This window comes from Pseudomonas saudimassiliensis, assembly GCF_000939975.1.
Taxonomy (GTDB): domain Bacteria; phylum Pseudomonadota; class Gammaproteobacteria; order Pseudomonadales; family Pseudomonadaceae; genus Halopseudomonas; species Halopseudomonas saudimassiliensis.
Map to the genome: position 1 here is coordinate 2,614,825 of NZ_LK391969.1, position 17,416 is coordinate 2,632,240.

At 65.3% G+C, this 17,416-nt stretch carries 15 protein-coding genes; 5 read left to right on the forward strand and 10 right to left on the reverse strand.

Going from position 1 to position 17,416, the window contains the following annotated elements:
* Nucleotides 1-92 precede the first annotated feature (92 nt).
* The 9 genes from ligB to VG99_RS12115 all read right to left on the reverse strand — a co-directional run bounded on the left by ligB (nucleotide 93) and on the right by VG99_RS12115 (nucleotide 12,051).
* A complete protein-coding gene (gene ligB, locus VG99_RS12075; protein ID WP_052508795.1) occupies nucleotides 93-1,751 on the reverse strand; it encodes an NAD-dependent DNA ligase LigB in 1,659 nt (552 codons plus the stop codon).
* A gap of 246 nt (nucleotides 1,752-1,997) precedes the next feature.
* Nucleotides 1,998-2,651, reverse strand: a complete 654-nt coding sequence (locus VG99_RS12080; RefSeq protein WP_044500250.1) for a 7-cyano-7-deazaguanine/7-aminomethyl-7-deazaguanine transporter — start codon at nucleotides 2,649-2,651, stop codon at nucleotides 1,998-2,000.
* Nucleotides 2,652-3,096: 445 nt separating this feature from the next.
* On the reverse strand, nucleotides 3,097-4,065 hold the full coding sequence (locus tag VG99_RS12085) for an alpha/beta fold hydrolase (protein WP_044500251.1): 969 nt from the start codon (nucleotides 4,063-4,065) through the stop codon (nucleotides 3,097-3,099).
* Between the two features lie 117 nt (nucleotides 4,066-4,182).
* The gene (locus VG99_RS12090; protein ID WP_044500253.1) at nucleotides 4,183-4,620 is read right to left on the reverse strand and encodes a hypothetical protein; all 438 of its coding nucleotides are present in this window, start codon (nucleotides 4,618-4,620) and stop codon (nucleotides 4,183-4,185) included.
* 31 nt (nucleotides 4,621-4,651) lie between these two features.
* Nucleotides 4,652-6,028, reverse strand: coding sequence for an efflux transporter outer membrane subunit (locus VG99_RS12095; RefSeq protein ID WP_158023922.1), 1,377 nt, complete (start codon nucleotides 6,026-6,028; stop codon nucleotides 4,652-4,654).
* Nucleotides 6,018-7,967, reverse strand: a complete 1,950-nt coding sequence (locus VG99_RS12100) for a MacB family efflux pump subunit (protein WP_044500255.1) — start codon at nucleotides 7,965-7,967, stop codon at nucleotides 6,018-6,020. The genes VG99_RS12095 and VG99_RS12100 overlap by 11 nt, the downstream gene beginning before the upstream one ends.
* Entirely contained in the window at nucleotides 7,967-9,127 is a 1,161-nt protein-coding gene (locus VG99_RS12105; RefSeq protein ID WP_044500256.1) for an efflux RND transporter periplasmic adaptor subunit, read from the reverse strand. The genes VG99_RS12100 and VG99_RS12105 overlap by 1 nt, the downstream gene beginning before the upstream one ends.
* Nucleotides 9,128-9,235: 108 nt before the next feature.
* Nucleotides 9,236-10,618: a sigma-54-dependent transcriptional regulator gene (locus VG99_RS12110; RefSeq protein ID WP_044500258.1), complete on the reverse strand. Its 1,383-nt coding sequence runs from the start codon at nucleotides 10,616-10,618 to the stop codon at nucleotides 9,236-9,238.
* On the reverse strand, nucleotides 10,615-12,051 hold the full coding sequence (locus VG99_RS12115; protein ID WP_052508796.1) for a sensor histidine kinase: 1,437 nt from the start codon (nucleotides 12,049-12,051) through the stop codon (nucleotides 10,615-10,617). The genes VG99_RS12110 and VG99_RS12115 overlap by 4 nt, the downstream gene beginning before the upstream one ends.
* A 247-nt stretch (nucleotides 12,052-12,298) precedes the next feature.
* On the opposite strand from VG99_RS12115, the gene VG99_RS15540 reads away from it, so the two are divergent.
* Entirely contained in the window at nucleotides 12,299-12,682 is a 384-nt protein-coding gene (locus VG99_RS15540) for a DUF4168 domain-containing protein (RefSeq protein WP_052508797.1), read from the forward strand.
* Between the two features lie 50 nt (nucleotides 12,683-12,732).
* Here VG99_RS15540 and VG99_RS12125 read toward each other — a convergent pair whose 3' ends face one another.
* Nucleotides 12,733-13,632 (reverse strand): LysR family transcriptional regulator, encoded by a 900-nt coding sequence (locus VG99_RS12125; protein WP_044500260.1) that lies wholly within the window; start codon nucleotides 13,630-13,632, stop codon nucleotides 12,733-12,735.
* A gap of 127 nt (nucleotides 13,633-13,759) precedes the next feature.
* On the opposite strand from VG99_RS12125, the gene VG99_RS12130 reads away from it, so the two are divergent.
* The 4 genes from VG99_RS12130 to VG99_RS12145 all read left to right on the forward strand — a co-directional run.
* Nucleotides 13,760-14,872, forward strand: a complete 1,113-nt coding sequence (locus tag VG99_RS12130) for an S-(hydroxymethyl)glutathione dehydrogenase/class III alcohol dehydrogenase (protein ID WP_044500261.1) — start codon at nucleotides 13,760-13,762, stop codon at nucleotides 14,870-14,872.
* A gap of 88 nt (nucleotides 14,873-14,960) precedes the next feature.
* The gene (gene fghA, locus VG99_RS12135) at nucleotides 14,961-15,815 is read left to right on the forward strand and encodes an S-formylglutathione hydrolase (protein WP_044500262.1); all 855 of its coding nucleotides are present in this window, start codon (nucleotides 14,961-14,963) and stop codon (nucleotides 15,813-15,815) included.
* 598 nt (nucleotides 15,816-16,413) lie between these two features.
* Entirely contained in the window at nucleotides 16,414-16,887 is a 474-nt protein-coding gene (gene ispF, locus VG99_RS12140) for a 2-C-methyl-D-erythritol 2,4-cyclodiphosphate synthase (protein ID WP_044500264.1), read from the forward strand.
* A partial coding sequence (locus tag VG99_RS12145) for a tRNA pseudouridine(13) synthase TruD (RefSeq protein ID WP_158023965.1) occupies nucleotides 16,884-17,416 on the forward strand: 533 nt, incomplete at its 3' end. The genes ispF and VG99_RS12145, both read left to right, overlap by 4 nt.

Sequence of the window (17,416 nt, forward strand, 5' to 3'; positions counted from 1 at the left end):
GGGGCGGGGCTCCTACAGGTCCTGCAGTCGTCAAGTCTGGAGTGTGGGAGCGGCGCCTCGCCGCGATAGCGGCCTGAGCGCACCGCTGTGGCTCATTCTGATCCCACGCTCGCCATCTCCTCGACAAACCCCTCCACACCCGCTGCGGCCAGCCCGGCCCGCAGCAACTCCACCTGCGGATGATTGAAGAACGCGACCAACTGCCGGGCGCGGTGCGGCCCTATGCCGGGCTGGGTTTGCCATTGTTGCTCGGTGCGGTTGGAGAGGGCCAGCCAATGGTCCGGCAGCTGGGCATCGCCGGTGGGCGGCATGCCCAGGGCGCGTAGCCATTGGTGGAAGCTGCGCTCCCTGGCTGGATGCAGCAGGGTGGTGAGCTTGCTGCCGCAGGTGGCGGGCAGGGTGGCGGCGTCAAGCCAGTCCAGCAGGCCGGTCAGGTACCCGGCATCAACCAGGCATTCCCAGGTGCCAGGCCCAACCCCGGTCAGATCCAACCCCTTGCTACTGCTCAGCCATGCCAGTCGCGCCAGGAACTGCTGGCGGCAGCCGTCGCCGGGCAACCAGCAGCTCAGCGGGTGATAGCGCGCCTGATCCGGGATATTCAGCGCCGGGCGCGGTGTGGTGCGGGTGATGACCTCTGTCAGCTGCGGAATGGTCTGCCCGGACAACTGGATCGCCACCCGGTCGCCGGGCCGCACATCCAGTTCGCGCCAGCGCGACAGTGAACCGGCACTGACGCGGCGGATACGGCGGTCATCCAGCTCCACCGGGTCCAGCTGCAGGACCGGGGTAACGCGCCCGCTGCGGCCGATGGTGAACTCGACATCCCGCACCCGGGCCAGCGCCTGCTGGGGTGGGTATTTCCAGGCGATCGCCCAGTAGGGCGTTTCCGCGCGCCAGTCGGTGGCAGGTGGGCGCTGGCTCTGGCGGATGACCACGCCGTCGGTGGCGAAGGGCAGGGGTTGGGTAAACCAGTGCTGGCGTCGGGCCTGGGCCTCGGCCAGATCACTCACCGGCAGGGTGTACTGAGCGGTATCCAGACCGGCCCGGGTCATCTGCGCCAGGCGCTCGACCATGGACCCGGGGCCGTCTGGCCAGTCCCAGACGAATAACCCAATACCTGCCAGCTCCTCTGCGGCCAGCTGCTGGCGGTTCATCAGGCCAGCGATACGCCCGCGCGCGCCGACGCCGCCATCCCGCGACTGCACATGATCGGCCAGCCGCCAGTACAGCTCGCCCTGCAGCACCAAGTCCGCCGGTTGCGGCCATTGTTGCAGGACGGCAGGAATGCGCTGCACAGTCGGGGTCCAGTCCTCACCCTGCCAGCCATCGCCCCGGCTGATGGCGCGGACCAACTGGCCCTGGCGGTATTCCAGGGTAACTGCCACGCCGTCGACCTTGGGTTGTATCCAGAGGTCGGTGCGGTGCCTTATCCAGTCGGCGGCTTCGGCTTGGGTATGAATCTTGGCCAACCCGGTCTGGGGGACGGGGTGGGCATGCTTGCCGGCGCGCAGTTGATATTCCGGCGGTGAGTCGGCTGCTGTGCAGGCCTGCCAGCGCTGCAGTTGCTGCCGGGCCTGGTCGTAGATTTCATCCGGCACCAGGGAGCGGCCCTGCTCATGGTAGGCCTGGTCCCAGTGCTGGATCTGCCCGGCGAGCTCGAGGATGTCTGACTCGGCTGGTGGCGTAGCGCAGTCCGCGCTGGCCAGCCGGGCCGCCAGGCAAAGCCCGGCGATGATGCCTGTGCGCAACATGAAAGCCTCCTTGCTGATAGGTCAGGGGGGCAATGTGACGGGCACTGGCGGAGCGGGCAAGTTGCTTGGGTTGAAAATGTGGTGGAGGTGGCATTTTGAGTGGGGCGGACAGCAAGGTACGAGCTGGTGCTCGAACCACCCAGGGTGTCTCTGGGAGTCGTCGAGCACCAGCTCGATGAGCGTACTAGACCGGCTCTGCGGAAATAGCTATCGCCTCATCCTTGGGAGGAGTGGTTTTGCTCGCGGTCAGGCCGTCGCCGCCCGGCGCCCGGCCAGCACTCGTAGAATGGAATTCAACACCAACCCGTAGAGCGGCACGAACAGCATGATGCTGATGGCGACCTTGATCACATAGTCGACAGCGGCGATCTCGATCCAGTTGGCGGCCATGAATTCGTTGGTGCTGCGCCAGAACGCCACCGAGAAGAACACGAAAGTATCGATCAGGTTGCCGACAATCATCGCCGCCGTGGGAGCGATCCACCACTGGGGCAATTTGCGCATGCGGTCGAAGACCTGGATGTCCAGCAATTGGCCGACCACGTAGGCCAAAAAGCTCGCGACCGAGATGCGCAGCACGAACAGGTTGAGCTCGGTCAGCGCCTCGACGCCGCGAAACACCGCCTCCTGGAACAATACCGACAGCACATAGGACACCACCAGCGCCGGCAGCATGACCCGGGCGATGACGCGGCGGGCGGCTTGTTTACCCAGCAGGCGCACGGTCAGGTCGGTGGCCAGGAAGATGAACGGAAAACTGAAGGCGCCCCAGGTGGTGTGCAGGCCAAACAGGGTGATGGGCAGCTGAACCAGGAAGTTGCTGACGATAACGATAAGGATGTGAAAAGCGATCAGGCAGGACAGCGCCAGGCGCAGCCGCGAGGAAGTAGCAGAATGCATATGTCACCTTTTTAATGATGGGGTTAGGGAACCCATGCCGCCGGAATGGCGACGGCGCGCACTATACCGGATAGGAGCGGGAAGGGCCAGTCAAGGCCACCGGGGAGTATTAAACACTGCATTCACGATAGGTGTAACAGGCGAGCCCGCGGTCGAGCTGGTGCTCGACCATCCCAGGGGGCGCTTCCCTGGCTGTCCTGAGTTACCTCTGGGAGTGTCATGCACCGGCCTCACATAGGTGTAGCAGGCGAGCCCGCGCTCGACCATCCCAGGGGGCGCTTCCCTGGCTGTCCTGAGCTACCTCTGGGAGTGTCATGCACCGGCCTCACATAGGTGTAGCAGGCGAGCCCGCGCTCGACCATCCCAGGGAAGCGCCCCCTGGCTGTCCTGAGTCACCCCCCTGGGAGTGTCAAGCACCAGCTTGACACAAGGGTCGGCCCAGGCATCAAGGCGCGGCGCGGTACTCGCGTTGCAGGAATTCCAGTAGCAGGGCGTTGACCTCTTCGGCCTTCTGGCTCTGCACCCAGTGACCGCAGCGTTCAATCACGTGCTGCTCGACCTTGGGCACGACTTGGGGCATGCGCTCGATGGTGATGGCTTCAAGCTTGGCGACCGGGTCGCGGTCGCCAATGATGAACAGCGCCGGTTGCAGCACCTGCCGGCCGGCCAGTTCGGCGGTGCGCTCCCAGTTGCGCGTGTAGTTGCGGTACCAGTTCAGCGGGCCGTGGAAGCCATTGTCGAGATAGGTTTCAACATAGACATCAAAAGCCTCCGGCGGGCACCAGGCCGGCGGCACCTGCGGGTCGATGTAATCATCCAGCCAGCGCGAATCGGCCGGCTTGTCGGAAATCAGGCCATTACCAGCCGAAGGGCGGCCATGCATCAGGATGCGCAGCGTGCGGGGAATATCGGCTTCCAGTTCCGCCTCGGCCGGGCCGGGTTCCTGGAAGTAGAGAATGTAGAGGAACTTGTCCTTGAACCGCTCGCGCATCATGTCGATGGCGGGGCGCTTGGGCCGGCCGCCGAAGGGCACCGACATGCCACTGACCACCTTGACCCGCTTGGGCTCGTACAGCGACAGGTACCAGGCGATGTTGGCGCCCCAGTCGTGGCCGACCATGGCGACCTGCTGGTGGCCGAAGTGATCCATCGCCGCCTGGATATCGCCACACAGGGTGGGGATGTCATAGGCCTCGATGGCTGGTGGGGCGCTGCTGCGGCCGTAACCGCGCATCTCCGGGGCAAAGGCGCGGTAGCCAGCGGCGGCCAGGGCCTGCATCTGGTGGCGCCAGGAGTACCAGCATTCAGGGAAGCCATGCAGCAACCAGACGGGCTGGCCGTCCTCGGGCCCCACCACATGGACACTCAGCTGGATGTCATTGACGTCCAGGATATGTTGTTCGGTCTGCAGCATGCTGACGGTCTCCGCTCTCGTTTTTGCCCACTATGGCAAATTCGGCGGCGGCTGGCTGCTCCATTGGCAGGGAAAATAAGCCAGGGGTGGCCGGGCTTATCACCCAACCGCTGTGTGTCAGTGGCCGGCGGCCAGGTGAAACTGCGCGCCTTCCGCTTCCAGCGGGCGCAGGCAGCTTTCGCAGAAGGCCAGCGCCTCGAGCATGTCGCGGTGGTTGGCACCGGACAATTCCCGCGGGCGATTGCGCTGCAGGTGGCCGCTGAGCGCTTCCAGGGTCGCCATGCCGGTACTGATCGGATACCAGGCCATGTCCTCGATGCTCCAGGCCAGGCCCGTCTCGGGGTCGGGCTGCGGGGGCGTGGTATCGCCCAGCAATTGGGCGGCTTCCTGGAATTCCAGCGCGGTCAGGTCGATGAACTGGCTCAGGGGCGTGACGCCGAGCGTCCGGCATAGCGCATCCAGCCCCTGCAGGTGTTCCGCCAGCTGCGGCAGCACGGTGCTATGGAGCTGGAAATGGCGCTGTTCCAGGGTGGCGAGACGCAGGACGACGGACACGGAAGGCTCCTGAGGATGAATGACCGGTGAGCTAGCTTACCGGGACATCTTCCCAGCCGCCACCCAGGGCACGGTACAGGTCAACCGTGGCCAGCAGCCAGGCGGCGCGCTGCTGCACCAGGCTATCCTGGCTCTGGAAGTAGGAACGCTGGGTATCGAGCAGGTTCTGCAGGTCGATGGCGCCCGCCTTGTAGCGGGCCTGGGCCAGCTCGAAGGCCAGCTCCGACTCCGCGGTGGCGGCCTGCTGCAACAGATATTGCCGGCGCGCCTGCTGCAGGGCGCCGAGGGCGGTATCGGCGTCGATGAGGGCATCCAGGATGGCCCGCTGGTAGCCGATCAGCGCTTCCTGCTGGCTGGCCTCGCTGATATCCACCTGGGCCTGCAGCCGGCCGCCCGAAAAGATCGGCTGGGTCAGCCCGGCGGCCAGGCTCCAGGGGTTCAACGGATTGCTGACCAGGTCGGACAGGGCCGAGCTTTGGGCGCCAAAGCTGCCAGTCAGCTGGATGCTCGGATACAGCGCAGCCCGCGCCACGGTGAGGTTGGCGTTGGCGGCCAGCAGGCGTTGTTCACTGGCGCGGATGTCCGGGCGGCGGTTGAGCAGTTCCGACGGCAGGCCCGCGCCTGGCTCGGGCACGGCGATATCGGTCATCGCGGGCAGCGCACCGGTGACAAAATCCGGCCCCTGACCCAGCAGCAGGGCCAGGCTGTTGCGCAGCTGCAGGGTCTGCTGCTCCAGCGCCGGCAGGTTGGCACGCAGTTGGGCAACCAGCGCCCGTTGCTGGCTGACCGCCAGGCTGTCGTCGGCGCCGTAGCGGTAGCGTGCTTCGACAATTGCCAGCACCTGCTCGGCGGCGGCGAGGTTGTCCCGCGCCAGTTGCAGCCGCGCCTGGTTCTCGACCAGTTGGAACCAGTTGCGGGCGACACTGGCGTCGGTGGTGATTGCCAGCGCCTCCAGATCATAGCGACTGGCATTGAGGTTGGCTGCAGCCGCTTCGATGGCGGCGCGGTTGCGACCCCAGAAGTCGATCTCATAGCTGGCGTTGAGGCTGGCGTTGAAGCCGCTGCTGACATTGCCGTCGCCGCTGTTGCCGCCCCGCCGGCCGCTGACGCCACCGTCCACGCTGGGCAGCAGGGCGGCGCCGCTCTGGCGCAGTTGGGCGTCCGCCTGCAACAGGCGGGTCGCCGCACTGGCCAGGTCGAGGTTGCTGACCCGCGCCTGGGCCATCAACCGGGACAACTGCGGCGCGTCATATTGGGTCCACCAGCGCGCCTGCGGCCAGACCGATGAATCCGGCGCCTGGTTCCATTGCTCGGGCGGTTGCAGGCCGGCCTGGGGGACCGGGGTGTTCAGGCTACAGCCGGCCAGCAGGACGGCGAAGGCAAGGGGGAGGGCGTGTCTAGTCCGCACTGAGGGCCACCACTGGATCAAGATGGGCTGCCTTGTGGGCAGGCATGAAACCGAAAATGAGACCGGTCGCGAAGGCGCAGCCGAAGGCCAGCAACACCGGGCCGGCGGTGAACTGGATCGGCGTGCCGAAGTATTGCAGCAGGCTGGCAAATCCCAAGCCGAGCACCACGCCGATGGCGCCGCCGATCGCCGAGACCACCATCGCCTCGACAATGAACTGCTGCAGGATATTGCGCGTGCGCGCCCCGGTGGCCATGCGGATGCCGATCTCCCGGGTGCGCTCGGAGACGTTCACCAGCATGATGTTCATCACCCCGATACCGCCCACCAACAGGGAGATGGCCGCGATCGAGCCGAGCAGCATGGTGAAGGTGTCCTGGGTGCTGGCAACGTTCTCCAGTAGCGAGGCCATGTTGCGGATCTGGAAGTCCTCGACCCCCGCATGGTTGGCCATCACCGCCTGGCGCACGGCCTCCTGGGTGGCGTCGGACAGCCGCAGGTCATCGATCAGCACACTGACACTGCTCAAGTGGCGAGAGCCGATCAGCCGGTTGCTCGCGGTATTCAGCGGCACGAAGACCACATCGTCCTGGTCCTGGCCCCAGGGCGTCGCGCCCTTCTCCTGCATCACGCCGATGACCAGGAAGGGCACGTTGCGGATCAGCATGTACTGGCCCAGCGGGTCGGCCTCGCCATACAGGTTTGTAGCGACCGTCTTGCCGATGACCGCGACTGCGGCGTAACGGCGATTATCCTCGTCATTGATGAAGACGCCCGCGGCCAGCGGCCAGCTCTTGGCCAGCGGGTAGTCGGCGGTAGTGCCGGTAACCTGGGTCTGGGCATCGGTATTGCCGGCGCGCACGGTGGCGCGGGTATCGGCTTCGGGCACCGCGGCCACGACATTGTCCACCCGCGCGGCAACAATGGCGTCCTCGGGTGTCAAGGTGTTGGTGGTGCCGTCGGCCGAGCGGCGGGTGTTGGGCGCGCCGGGGCGAATCAGCAGCAGGTTGGTGCCCATGTCGCTGATGCGCTCGACCACATCCTGGCGCGCGCCGTTGCCGACCGCCAGCATGACCACCACCGAGGCCACGCCGATGACGATGCCCAGCAGGGTCAGCACGGTCCGGAACAGGTTGGCCTTGAGCGCGCGCAGGGCCATGCGCACGGCCTCGTTGATATCGCCCAGGGCGGCCAGGCCCTGTTTCGGTGCCGGGCGGGGGGCTGGCGCCGGTTCTGACTCCGCTGTTGTCGGTGGGTGGCCACTGTCATGGATGATGCGCCCGTCGCGGATCTCGATCAGTCGATCGGCATGGCTGGCAACTTCCCGGTCGTGGGTGATGACGATCACGGTCTTGCCCCGGGCGTGCAGGTCCTTGAGCAGCTGCAGTACGTCCTGCCCGCTCTTGCTGTCCAGCGCGCCGGTCGGCTCGTCGGCCAGCAGAATGCGCGCATCATTCATCAACGCCCGGGCAATCGACACCCGCTGCTGCTGGCCGCCGGACAGTTGGTTGGGGCGGTTCTGCAAACGTTCGCCCAGGCCGAGGCCGGTGAGCAGTTCTTCGGCGCGGGCGTGGCGCGCCTCCCGCGGCAGGCCGGCGTAGATGGCCGGCACCTCGACGTTCTCGGTGGCATTGGCCGAGGAGATCAGGTGATAGCTCTGGAAAATGAAGCCGAAGGTGCGGCTGCGCAGGCTGGCCAGCTGGTCGCTATCGAGCCCGGCGATATCCTCGCCCTCGAACAGGTAGCGACCGGTGGTGGGCTTGTCCAGGCAGCCGAGCAGGTGCATCAGGGTGGACTTGCCGGAGCCGGAGGCGCCCATGATGGCGACGAACTCCCCGGCATGGATATCCAGTGCCACGTCGTGCAGCACCGTGGTCGACAACTCCCCGTTGCGGTAGGTGCGGCCGATGCCGTCGAGGCGGATCAGTGGCGCGCCCATCAGAACCTCGGCCGGCGCGGGCCGCGCTCTGCGGCAGGCGATGCAGTAGCCCCGCCGGAAATGACGACCTCGTCGCCCGCGGCCAGGCCTTCGAGTACCTCGGCGCTGACCCGGGTCATGGTGCCAACGCGGACTACCCGCTGCTGGGGTACACCGTTCTCCAGTACCTGCACCGCGTAGCGCCGCTCCGGCCCGCTGCCCGGGCCACGCTGCAGCGGTTTGAGTGCCGCAACCGGCACCGTCAGCACGTTGTCGGCCGCTGCCTTGACGAAGAACACCTGGGCGCTCATCTGCGGTAGCAGCTTGCCGTCGGGGTTGGGCACGTCGAACAGGGCGTTGAACAGCACCACGTTATTGACCACCTCCGGCGTCGGCAGGATCTGCCGCAACACGCCTTCGCGGCGCAGGTCCGGTTGGCCGAGGGTGGTGAACCAGACCGGCATGCCGACCTTGAGCTGGGTGATGTCGGCCTCTGACACCTGGGTGCGGACGGTCATGGTGCTGAGGTCGGCGATCTGTACGATGATCGGTGCGGTCTGGTTGGCGTTCAGGGTCTGGCCCTGGTTGGCCAGTTGATCGACCACGGTGCCGGTCATCGGCGCGTAGATGCGGGTGTAGCTGAGATCGGCCTTCGCCTCCTTGAGTTGGGATTCCAGCTGGCGAATCTGCGCCTTGAGCGCGGCGATCTGGGCGGTGGCCGAGCGCAGGGTGGCATCGGCCTGTTCCACCGCTTCCTGGCTGGTCGCGTCGAGCTTGATCAGGTTACGCTGGCGCTCGGCTTGCAGCCGGGCGAGCACCTGGGTGGCCTCACGGTCGGCAAGCTGGGCCTGCAGATTTTCCAGCTGGGCCTCGGTGGCCTCGACCTTGGCCAGGTAGATGGTGGCGTCGATTTCCGCCAGCAACTGGCCTTCCTCGACCTGCTCGCCTTCCTCGACATGCAGCTTTTCCAGCTGGCCGGATACCTGGGTGCCAACGTCCACGTAGTTGAGCGGCTCCAGGGTGCCCAGGGCCGTCACGCTGTCCTCGATATCGGCGTGCTCGACCGGGGCGGTGACCAGTTCCGGCCCCTGGTTGTCCGGTGCCAGCCAGAAGTACCAGAGCAATGCGGCCGCGACCGCCAGTGCGGCCAGCGGCCACCACCGGCGCCTGGAAAATGACATAAGCAAGTCCTTGATTTCAAATGGGGGTGCGATGGCGCCAAGTTTACCGAGGCGCACTGTCAATCGGGGCAGCGGCAGGGTAAAGAAACTGTAAAGCCCGGGAAGTTGTTACTCGATCCAGCGGTACAGGGTTCGGCGGGTGATGCCCAGGATGTCCGCGGCGCGGCGCTTGTTGCCGCCGGTTGCCTGCAATACCTGGTGGATGTACTGGCGTTGCACGGTTTCCAGCGTCGGCAGGCCCTCGGGATCGCCGCTGACCGGCAGCGGTGCAGCCGGAGCGGCGGGCAGGGCGCTGGGTACCGGTTGCCCAGTGGGCTGCTCGCAGATGCGCTGGGGCAGGTGCCGCGTCTCGATCAGCGGGGTGTCGCAGAAGGTCGCGGCGCGCTCCACGGCGTTCTGCAGTTCGCGGACGTTGCCGGGGAAGCTGTAGCGCTGCAGCATGGCCAGCGCCTCATCACTGAAACCCTTGATGCGCCGCTGCTGGCGCGCATTGAAACGGGTCAGGAAGAATTCCGCCAGGCGCTGTACATCGTCACCCCGGGCGCGCAGGGGCGGCACCTGCAGGGCGAAGGTTTCCAGCCGGTAGAACAGGTCTTCGCGGAAGCTGCCGTCGGCCACGGCCTCGGTCAGGTTGCGGTTGGTGGCGCCGATGATGCGCACATCCAGCTGGATCTCGTGGTCGCTGCCGACCGGCCGCACCTTGCCGTCCTGCAACACGCGCAGCAACTTGGCCTGCAGCGCCAGGGGCATCTCGCCCAGCTCGTCGAGCAACAGGGTGCCGCCGTCGGCCTGCTGGAACAACCCGGCCCGCTGGGTACGGGCGCCGGTGAAGGCGCCGGCGGCGTGGCCGAAAAATTCGCTTTCCATCAGTTCGTTGGGGATACCGCCGCAGTTGACCACCATGTAGGGCCCATCCCGGCGGCTGCTCTGGTCATGCAGGGCGCGGGCGACCAGCTCCTTGCCGGTGCCGCTTTCACCCTGGACCAGCACCGGCCCATCGGCCGAGGCGATCTGGCGAATGTTGTGGAACAGCTGCTGCATGGCCGGACTCTGGCCGATGATGCCATTGAACTGCTCGACCGCCAGCAGGCTGCGGTAATGCCGCACCTCGCTGCGCAGGCGGCGGTTTTCCAGCAATCGGGTCACGGCCAGCAGGAAGTGGTCCATCTCCAGGGGTTTGGTCAGGAAGTCGTCGGCACCCGCCTGCAGGGCCTTGACCGCCTGCTGCACCGAGCCGAAGGCGGTGATGATCAGCACCGCCGGTGGCATGTCGCACTGGGCCAGTGCCGGCAGCAGGCTCAGCCCATCGGCACCGGGCAGGCGCAGGTCGCTGACCAGCAGGTCAGGGGCCTCGGCGCGCAGCTGTTGCAGTCCCTGTTCGGCATCGGCGCAGGCGGTGACGCGGTAGCCCTCGGCTTCCAGTTCTTCCTGCAGCAGTTCGCGCAGGCCGCGGTCATCTTCGACGAGCAGGATGTGATCGGCGTGGGTCATGCGGGCGACTCCGTAGGCGGGGCGAGGGGCAGTTGCAGGCGCGCGAGACAGCCGCCTTCGGGCCGGTTGGTGAGGCTCAGGTGGCCATGATGTTCCTCGGCCACGGCCTGGACGATGGCCAGGCCGAGCCCGGTCCCCTCGCCGGGGGATTTGGTGGTGAAGAAGGGCTCCAGCAGGGTATCCAGGGCGCAGTCGGCGGGCAGGCCAGGGCCGTCATCGGTGATGCAGATGATCAGCTGGCCAGCGTCGGCGACAGCCTCCACGCCGACCTGGCTGGTGGAGGCTTGCAGGGCGTTGCGCAGCAGGTTGAGCAGGGCCAGTTCAAGCCGCCCGGCGTCGGCGTGCAGGGTCGGTAGGGTCGCAGGTACCTGTGATGCCAGCGTGCGGCCAGCTGCATCCAGTTCCGGACGCATGGCTTCGATAACGCTGTCGATCAGCAACGCCGGGGTCACCTCCCGGCGCTGGGTGGCAGCGGGGCGGCAGTAGTCCAGCAACTGGCGTACTGTGCGAGTCAGGCGCCCGACCTGATTGCGTATGCCCTCCAGGTTGCGCAGCTGTTGCTCATCCAGGTTGCCCGAGCGTTCCAGCCGACGCGCACGACCGTCAATGACGCTGAGGGGGGCTCCCAGTTCATGGGCGATCCCCCGGGCCATACTGCCGATCGCGACCATCTTTTCGTTGTCCTTGAGGCGGGCAACCAGCTGGGTTTCCGCGGCACGGTGCTCATCCAGGTCCCGGTGCGCCTGCTCGATGCTGTCGAGCATCTGGTTCAGGCCGCGGGCGATGCTGGCGACCTCCTCGGGGCCGTCCAGGGCGGCGCGGTGGGCCAGGTCGCCCCGGGCCACCCGTTCCATATGGGCCAGCAGCTTATCCACGTGGCGGCCCACGCCGCCGTAGTGGCCGAGCATGACGCCACCGAGGATGACCAGGCTGAACATGCCCCATACCAGCCAGGCGATAATGGTCAGCTGTTGCAGGGCGTGACCGAAATCGCTGGCGCGGCGGGTAATCTGGATCAGCCCCTGGATCTGCCCGGCAGTATCGAACAACGGCAGGAAGTGGGAAAAGAGGCTGCGCCCGGCGACCCGGCTGAAGGCCTCCTGGCCCTCCCCGGTAGTGCGGATGCGGTCGGGGATGGTGGTGCCGGACAGGTCGGTCTCAGTAATACCCGCGGCGGCGATGCGGTTGCCGTTGACGTCAAACACCGACGCACCATACACCTCGCCCAGTACAAACACCGACCCCAGGGCCAGTTCCACCGCCTGCATGTCGCCCTTGTTCAGCGCGTTACCCACCGGAATGCTGATGGCCCGACCGATCAGCTCCAGGTCGTTCTTCAAGCGCTGCTCCTGAAACTGGCCCGCCTGGCCCAGGCCGAAGCGGATGCCCAGCGCGGTAAGCAGCACGATGGGCAGGACCACGAATAGCAGCAAGGTCCGCTGCAGACCGTTTATACGACGCCGTGGATCAGTGCAAAATGTGTTCATTTTTGACCGGGTATTTTTTGCGCATGTGCATTATATATACACTCTACGGCTGGTCGAGGGTAGGGCAGCCTGTGCATCTGAAACGTGTTCATGTTTAATTTTTCAGGTAAAACAGGTGCTTACGGGTTTTTATCAAAAACTGGCACGGTTCATGGATAGGTCTGGTTACTTTCAACTGAAGGAGAAGCACCTCATGAACACGCTTAAAACACTGACCGCCGCCATCGCTTTCGCCACCTTCGGGATGGGCGCACCCGCTGTCATGGCCCAGGCCGGAGGCGCTCCTGCTCAGCAACAGCACCAGCAGGGCCAGCCTGCCGCCGCGCCGATCAGCGAAGAGAATCTGGAGAAATTTGTCGAGGCGGATAAGGAAGTAGCCGAGCTGCGTGACGAGTTCTCGGAAAAACTGAGCAAGGCAGAAGATCAGGAAGAAGCCCAGAAGCTCCAGCTTGAAGCCCAGGAGAAAATGGTTGAAGCGGTACAGGACGCCGATCTGGATGTCCCGACCTATAACGAGATCGCCACCCGCATGCAGACCGATCCCGAACTGCAGCAGCGCGCCGAAAGCCTGAAATAACGGCACGGGTGCGACAAAGGGGAGCCTTCGGGCTCCCTTTTTTGTGTCTGTCAGGCATCCAGCTGCTGATATTCAAGCCGCTGCTGCAGGCCGTTCTTCAAGTGCTCGACCAGCTTGCGCACCTTCGGTGACAGGTGTCGCTGCTGGGGGTACAGCGCCCAGACCGCGGTGTGGGGTGGCTGGTGTTGGTTGAGCAGTGAGCGCAGCGCGCCGCTGCGCAGGTGCTCCTGCACGTAGTAGTCCGGCAGTTGGCACAGGCCGAACCCCCGCAGCGCTGCATCCAGCACCGTGCGGCCGCTATTGCAGCGCCAGTTGCCCTGGATCCGCACCGGCACTTCCCGGCCTGACTCGAGAAAGGTCCAGGTATCGCTGCTGCCGATCAGGCAGTTGTGCCGGGGCAACTCGGACAGGCTGTGGGGCGCGCCGTGGTGGGCGAGGTAGGCGGGGGCGGCGCACAGGTACATGCGCCGTGGCGCGAGCCGGGTGGCAACCAGCCGGGAATCCTGCAGCCGCCCCAGCCGGATGGCCAGGTCGAACTGCCCGTGCAGCAGATCCAGGGTCTGGTTGGTCAGCGCCATCTCGATGCGCAGCTGCGGATGCAGGGCCATGAAGTCGTTGACCAGCGGCATGATGAACTCTTCGCCGTAGGCTACGGAACAGGTCATGCGCAGCAATCCCTTGGGTTCGCTGGACAGGTCGGTGACCGCCTGCAACGCTTCATCCCGCGCGTCCTGCAGCCGCTGGCAGTGTTGCAGGAAGGTCTGGCCCGCTTCGGTCAGGGTGACGCGGCGGGTGCTGCGGTAGAACAGCCGCGTCTGCAGGCGATCTTCGAGCCGGGCGATCTGGCGGCTAATATGGGAGGAGGAAACGCCGAGCCGGCGGGCCGCGCCGCTGAAATGGCCCAGCTCCGCCACGGCGACGAATTCATCCAGACCGCTCCAGCGGCTCATGAGGTGTGGTCTCGCATGATTATCCCTGTGTGGCAATAATGTTTTGTCTGGCGGCCTATTATCCACGACTGGATGATTTACTACACTGGCAGCTGTTATTGCCAATCATCTGAACGGAGGGTCCCCCATGATCAAGTCCCGCGCCGCTGTGGCGTTCGAAGCAGGCAAACCCCTGGAGATCGTCGAAGTGGACGTGGCGCCGCCGAAGGCCGGCGAGGTGCTGGTGCGCATCGTCGCTACCGGCGTCTGCCATACCGACGCCTTTACCCTGTCGGGGGATGATCCGGAAGGGGTATTCCCGGCGATTCTCGGTCACGAGGGCGGTGGTATTGTCGAGGCGGTGGGCGAGGGCGTGACCTCCCTGGCCGTCGGCGATCACGTGATCCCGCTGTATACCGCCGAATGCCGCGAGTGCAAATTCTGCAAATCCGGCAAGACCAACCTGTGCAGCGCCGTCCGCGAGACCCAGGGCAAGGGCCTGATGCCCGATGGCACCACGCGCTTCTCCTACAAGGGCGAGCCTATCTATCACTACATGGGCTGCTCGACGTTCTCCGAATACACCGTGCTGCCCGAAGTGTCGCTGGCCAAGATCCAGCCGGAAGCGCCCCTGGAGGAGGTCTGCCTGCTGGGTTGTGGCGTGACCACCGGCATCGGTGCAGTACTCAACACTGCCAAGGTCGAAGCCGGTTCCAGCGTGGCCATCTTCGGCCTGGGCGGCATCGGCCTGGCGGCGATCATCGGTGCGAAAATGGCCGGTGCCAGCCGCATCATCGCCATCGACATCAACCCGGCCAAGTTCGACAAGGCCCGCGAGTTGGGCGCGACCGAGTTCGTCAATCCCAAGGATCATGACAAGCCGATCCAGCAGGTGATCGTGGACATGACCGACGGCGGGGTGGACTACTCCTTCGAATGCGTGGGCAATGTCGATCTGATGCGCGCGGCGCTGGAGTGCTGCCACAAGGGCTGGGGCGAGTCGACCATCATCGGCGTCGCCGGTGCCGGCCAGGAAATCAGCACCCGGCCGTTCCAGCTGGTAACTGGCCGGGTCTGGCGCGGCAGCGCCTTCGGTGGCGTGAAGGGCCGCACCGAGTTGCCCGGCTATGTGGAGAAGGCGCAGAAGGGCGAGATTCCGCTGGATGCCTTCATTACCCATACCATGGGCCTGGAGGACATCAACAAGGCGTTTGACCTGATGCACGAAGGCAAGAGCATTCGTACGGTCATCCATTTCTAAGCGTGAGCCCGAGCAGCCGGGATGTCGCATCCCGGCTCATCCACACTGCTGATTCAGAGCTTCAACTGAATGCGTCAGGAGTAGATCCATGAATTCCTCAATTGAATTGCTGGCCGCCAACAAGAGTTTCGGCGGCTGGACCAAGCGCTACCGGTACCGTTCGGCGGTGTTGGGGTGCGACACCATCTTCGGTATCTATCTGCCGCCCCAGGCGGATCAGGGCGAGCCGCTGCCAGTGCTCTATTGGTTGTCCGGCCTGACCTGCAACGATGAAAACTTCATGCACAAGGCCGGCGCGCAGAAGCTCGCGGCGGAGCTGGGCATGGTCATCGTAGCGCCGGATACCAGCCCGCGCGGCGAAGGTGTGCCGGACGATCCGGACGGCGCCTGGGATTTCGGACTGGGCGCGGGTTTCTATGTCAACGCGACAGCGCAGCCCTGGGCCCAGCATTACCGCATGTACGACCATGTCGTCAGCGAGCTGCCAGCTGTGGTGGAGGCGAATTTCCCGGTATCGGACAAGCGCAGTATCAGTGGCCACTCCATGGGCGGCCACGGCGCGCTGATCTGCGCCCTGAAAAATCCCGGTCGCTATCAGTCGGTCTCCGCCTTCGCGCCCATCACCAACCCGATCAACTGCCCCTGGGGTCATAAGGCCTTCGGTAACTATCTGGGCGACGACCGGGAGCAGTGGAAGCAATGGGATACCTGTGAGCTGATTGCCGATGCACCGGAGCGGTTGCCGCTGCTGGTTGACCAGGGCGATGCGGATAACTTCCTCGCCGAACAGCTCAAGCCCGAGGCGCTGGAGGCGGCGGCCGCCGCTGTTGGGCATCCGCTGACCTTGCGTCGGCAGCCGGGTTACGATCACAGCTACTTCTTTATCGCCAGCTTTATCGATGATCATCTGCGACATCATGCTCGGGCGTTGGGGCGGCTCTAACGGCTGGTGTTTGCTGGTGTTTGCTGGTGTTTGCTGGTCTTGCGGTAGGGCAGGTAGGTCGGCAGGGCCGTGCCGACACGCCGTGAACCCGTCCCTGGGGGCTCGCGGTTGCCATCCATGGCAACCGACGGTCGGCACAACCCTGCCGACCAACCTGCTCCGCAAGTTCGACGGTGCTGATGGTTTTAAACCTCAGCCACACTGAGACTCACACCTTTGCGCCGGGAGCGGCCTACATGCGACCGTCGTGTCGCCAAGGCCGGAAAATGCTCCTGCATTTCCGGCATTCTCGCCATCCCTGGCGGTCAGATAGCGACCGCGAGCCTACAGGGGTGAGGCAAATGTTTGCGAAGCATCGCTTCGCGTGCAGCCGAACGCCCGGCAATCTATGATTGACGGGACGGGACGGGACGGGCCGGGCCGCTTGCGGGATTTGCGGCGTGTCGCATGTAGGCCGCTCCCGGTGCAAAAGCCACTCGCAACCGGAAGCGGCAACTGGTCTCGGCCCATCTGGCGTGCACAAACCCCGGCAACGCTTCTGCCGGTAACCCGGACCCTGTAATATCCCCCTTTCGTTTTTCAGCTCAGCAGGTATCCCATGCGCATTGGCCACGGCTACGACGTCCACCGTTTCGGTGAGGGCGACTTCATTACTCTGGGTGGGCTGCAGATCGCCCATGATCGGGGGCTGGTGGCCCATTCCGATGGGGATGTGGTGTTGCATGCCCTGACCGACGCGATTCTTGGCGCCGCGGCGCTGGGTGATATCGGCCGGCATTTTCCCGACACTGACCCCCAGTTCAAGGGCGCCGACAGCCGGGTGTTGCTGCGCCATGCGCTGTCGCTGGTCCATGCCAAGGGCTGGCAAGTGGGCAACGTGGACGTCACCATCGCCGCCCAGGCGCCGAAGCTGTCATCGCATATCGAGACCATGTGCGAGCGGGTCGCCGAGGACCTGCAGGTGACACGGGATCAGGTCAACATCAAGGCCACCACCACCGAGAAGCTGGGCTTTGTCGGCCGTAAAGAAGGGATAGCCGTACACGCGGTAGCCCTGCTGCTGCCCCGATGATCCTCGACGACAGCCAGTGGCTGGGACCGCGGGCCCTGGGTGAGCCCTGCGGGCGGGCCGTGCTCAAGGCGCAGCCGGAAGACTTCCGGGTAACCGAGGTGCTCGACATCGAGCTGAGCGGGGCGGGCGAGCACCTGTGGTTGCTGATCGAGAAGCGTGACCAGAACACCGAGGATGTGGCGCGGCTGTTGGCCAAGGCAGCCGGTATCAAGCTGCGCGACGTCAGCTATGCCGGCATCAAGGATAGGCGCGCGGTCACCAGCCAGTGGTTCAGTCTGCAATTGCCGGGGCGGTCGGACCCTGACCTGACATCCCTGTGGCACGCCGGTCTGCGTTGCCTGAACAGTCGACGCCACTCGCGTAAGCTGCAGCGCGGTGCCCACAGCGCCAACCGCTTTGTCATCCGGTTGAGCAACCTCGAGGCGGTGCCAGCGGAGCTGGACGCGCGCCTGCAGCGCATCGCTGCCGAAGGCGTGCCGAACTATTTTGGTCCCCAGCGTTTTGGCCGGGACGGCGGTAATATCGACCA